General features: G+C 40.4%; 4 protein-coding genes. All 4 read left to right on the top strand.

What is annotated here, in order from left to right; translation table 11 throughout:
• Positions 1-1141: IS630 family transposase (locus VXK47_RS07625; RefSeq protein WP_435548174.1), on the top strand; the 1141-nt coding region annotated here is incomplete at its 5' end.
• A gap of 341 nt (positions 1142-1482) precedes the next feature.
• A complete protein-coding gene (locus VXK47_RS07630) occupies positions 1483-1647 on the top strand; it encodes a hypothetical protein (protein ID WP_435548175.1) in 165 nt (54 codons plus the stop codon).
• 173 nt (positions 1648-1820) lie between these two features.
• Positions 1821-2348, top strand: a complete 528-nt coding sequence (locus VXK47_RS07635) for a hypothetical protein (RefSeq protein WP_435548176.1) — start codon at positions 1821-1823, stop codon at positions 2346-2348.
• A gap of 6 nt (positions 2349-2354) precedes the next feature.
• On the top strand, positions 2355-3320 hold the full coding sequence (locus VXK47_RS07640; RefSeq protein ID WP_435548177.1) for a DNA-methyltransferase: 966 nt from the start codon (positions 2355-2357) through the stop codon (positions 3318-3320).
• The last annotated feature ends 194 nt before the right edge of the window (positions 3321-3514 follow it).

Genomic DNA, 3514 nt, shown 5'->3' on the forward strand with positions numbered 1-3514 from the left:
GGTAATCATGTCCAGAAAAAGCCAGAGAGCAAAACTTATTTTAACCGGTGAACAAAAAGATTCGCTTATCAAAATGTCCCACTCAAGAACACTACCTTTGCAAGAGGTCCAAAGATCCAAAATATTGTTGAAATACGTCGATGGAATCGGACTCTCTGCAATTTCCAAAGAATTAAAGACAACGCGAGCAACCATTTACAAGTGTATTGACAAGGCTCTTTCGATGGGTGTAGAAGCTGCCTTAAAAGACACTTTTCATCGCCCGTTTGATCCTACAATCACTGAGGAAGCAAAGAGCTGGGTTATTAGTCTTGCTTGTACGAAACCCAAAGAACACGGTTATGCTGCTGAATTCTGGTCTCGGAATTCTCTGGCTCAGCATGTTAGAAATTATTCTGTGCAGAATGGATATCCATGCTTGCAAAAAGCAGTTAAGGCAACAATCCAGCGAATCCTTTCAAGCCATCCTATACGACCTGACAAAATCGCTTATTATTGTCATAGCCGGGACCCTGACTTTGATAACAAAATGAAAGAAATATTAATGGTCTATAAAGAGGCCTCAATACTTCAGGGAAATTCTGAAGACTCACAAAAGATCGTTACTGTATCGGTAGATGAGAAACCTGGGGTGCAGGCTCTTGATAATCTTGCCGATGATATTATGCCGAATCCGGAAAAAAATTCTCGAGTACTTCGAGATCACCAATACAAAAGAATGGGTACCGTATCAATTCTGGCATCTCTTGATCTTCAGGATGGACATGTAATTGCACAAGTCCATGATCGCCATCGCAGCAAAGAATTTATATGTCTTCTTGATGAACTCGACAGATATTACCCCAAAGAGTGCCAAATTCGAGTCGTTCTGGATAATCACTCTGCACATGTTTCCAAGGAAACCAGGGCATATCTTGCCACAAAGCCAAATAGATTTATTTATGTCCATACTCCTACTCATGGCTCCTGGCTGAATTTGGTTGAAACATTATTCGGTAAAATGGCAAGAACCTTTTTAAAAGGTATTCGTGTCAAAACACTGGAAGAACTCAAGGAGAGAATCCTTCTTGGCATAAAGGAAATGAATTCTGCTCCTGTAGTCTTCCGTTGGAAAAAATTTGATACAGTCGCTAAATATTAACTTGTATATAATTTAATGAAACGTTATACTAGTTACATTTGCCTCAGCAGCAATAGGTGGGATTATCGGTCTTTTTTTATTCAATTACCTGAACAAGGCAAAATAATAAATAAGATTGCATAAAAAAATAACAAAGCGTTACACACTCGACCGGGAACCCGCGCCTTTTTTCCAAATAACCTTGGTTGAGTTAAACGTGGTTAAAACACAGCCGGTTTGTGTTCCCGGCCGGTGAACTTTGTGTTGTGCCTAAATAATAAATAGAGTTAAAGACATCAAACCAATAAAATCCAAAGAAAAGACTTTAAATCTTAATTTAAAAAAGGTGGAATCCCCACACTATGGAACTTTGGAACAAGGATATTGAAAGTAAGTTTTTTGCTGAATCAGTTAAATTTGCCACTCCAGAACAGTTGTTCTATGTGACCGATAAAAATAGATACCTCGCCTATTGGCCCAAAGGCTATGATGGCAAGAAAGCACCCTCCAAAGCAGAAACTCATTAATCGGGAATTTTACTGAGAAATGGACAACGGACTTAATCCAAGAAGTCGTCAAAGATAAAGGGCTGTTTGCCGTTCAAGGTGCAATCTGTGACGAGATTGCCTTGACAAATATGTCACCTGCTGATGTTGTCATTTCAAAAAGCAAGAATATCAACCAGCGGCCAGAGGATATCGTGGCTATAATTGAGGTAAAGATGTCCATTGTCTGGAATTGGGAACTACGCGGTAAAGCTTTATCCTGCATTGGAGATTATAAGACACATCAGGGTAATCCCGGCTTGTTACGTTCCGATTCAATGTTGAAGGGCATTGGTAAGAGCATAAACATAAGAGTTTCGAGTTTTAAAGCTTCTACAATCCCAATTATTGTGATGGGCAATACGCCCATTACAAATAGCTATTATCCGAAGGTTGACCATCTGAAGGTTGCAGGAATTATACAAGGCTTCTGGTCTGTAAACCCAAAGCCGTTGGATAATAACGGCGAGAATTTAAAGAAGACTGAAAAACGGGGATTCTGTAGGTTTGACGATTTTGAAGAACTAAGGAGAACCTTTGATATCTTACTGTTAGAGGAAAGGAACTTCTTTTCCAGCATGAAAAGCAAAAAACAATTAGGAAATATTATCGAGACGGCAAACCGTGAAGGAACTTACGAAAAGAAGGCAGAAGTCTTTTTAAAACTTATCAAGAAAGAATAACAAAACATGAAAGAGATAAAGCATAACCGTAATGGAACAAAAACCAGTTCTTTCGGGACTCCGGGGCGGATCAATCATGATTCTTCTGAGTTTTATGACAGCAAATTATATGCGGGTAAAAAGCCGCTTGAAACGATTAAAATTATCGAAAACCATATCCCCGATGAAAGCATTGATAAAATCTACTGCAAATCAAGCGAGATAATGGATGATATCCCCGACTACAGTGTCCATTTAATGGTCACATCACCACCATATAATGTAAAGAAAGAATATGACAAAGACCTTTCCCTTGATGAATATAGAACATTACTAAAGGTGGTGTTCAAGGAAACTTACAAAAAACTGGTTACGGGTGGAAGAGCATGTATAAATATTGCCAATCTTGGGAGGAAACCATACATACCGCTACATAGCTACATTATAGAGGACATGCTTCAACTTGGCTATTTCATGCGTGGTGAAATCATCTGGAATAAGGCATCAAGTTCAAGCCCTTCAACCGCATGGGGAAGCTGGCAATCGGCGGCAAACCCTGTATTAAGAGACATTCACGAATATATTTTAGTTTTTTCAAAAGAATCCTTTTCAAGGAAACGAGGGAATAATAAAGATACGATAGCTAAAGAAGAATTTCTTGAATGGACAAAAAGCGTTTGGACATTTCCCGCCGTCTCAGCTCGTAGCATTGGACATCCTGCACCCTTCCCAGAGGAACTACCACATCGCCTTATCCAGCTATATACTTTTGAGAAAGATGTTGTCCTAGACCCGTTTTGTGGCAGCGGAACTGCCTGTCTCACAGCGTTGAAGGATGGCAGGCATTATATCGGGTATGACATCGAACCTGAATATGTAAAACTGGCAAATCGAAGAATAAAGGAACGTTCAAGCCAGCAAAATCTATTTGAACACGAACCGCCTTCGAAAATCATGAAATCAAATAAAGAGTGGGCACGGCAAATCATATAAAACCGCACAATCGGGTAGCCGGGGGTTTTTCTCCCCCAGCCCCCACGGCACGTAGCATGCGGGTCCGCACTGCGCGCCTCACTTAAATTACCGGGCCGTAGCCGGGTAATGGGTGTTCACCCACAGTTCTTTGACAGATAGCAGGCCTTGATCCTTGAGCCATTTAATTGTCATGCCGGTTTGCGTGGCTAATG

This window comes from Desulfobacterium sp. N47, from assembly GCF_051233685.1.
Classification (GTDB): domain Bacteria; phylum Desulfobacterota; class Desulfobacteria; order Desulfobacterales; family RPRI01; genus RPRI01.

What these genes read in the sequence shown, in the direction of transcription:
- VXK47_RS07630 (WP_435548175.1), top strand. Translation starts at nt 1,483, where the DNA reads ATGGAACTTTGGAACAAGGATATTGAAAGTAAGTTTTTTGCTGAATCA.
- VXK47_RS07640 (WP_435548177.1), top strand. Translation starts at nt 2,355, where the DNA reads ATGAAAGAGATAAAGCATAACCGTAATGGAACAAAAACCAGTTCTTTC.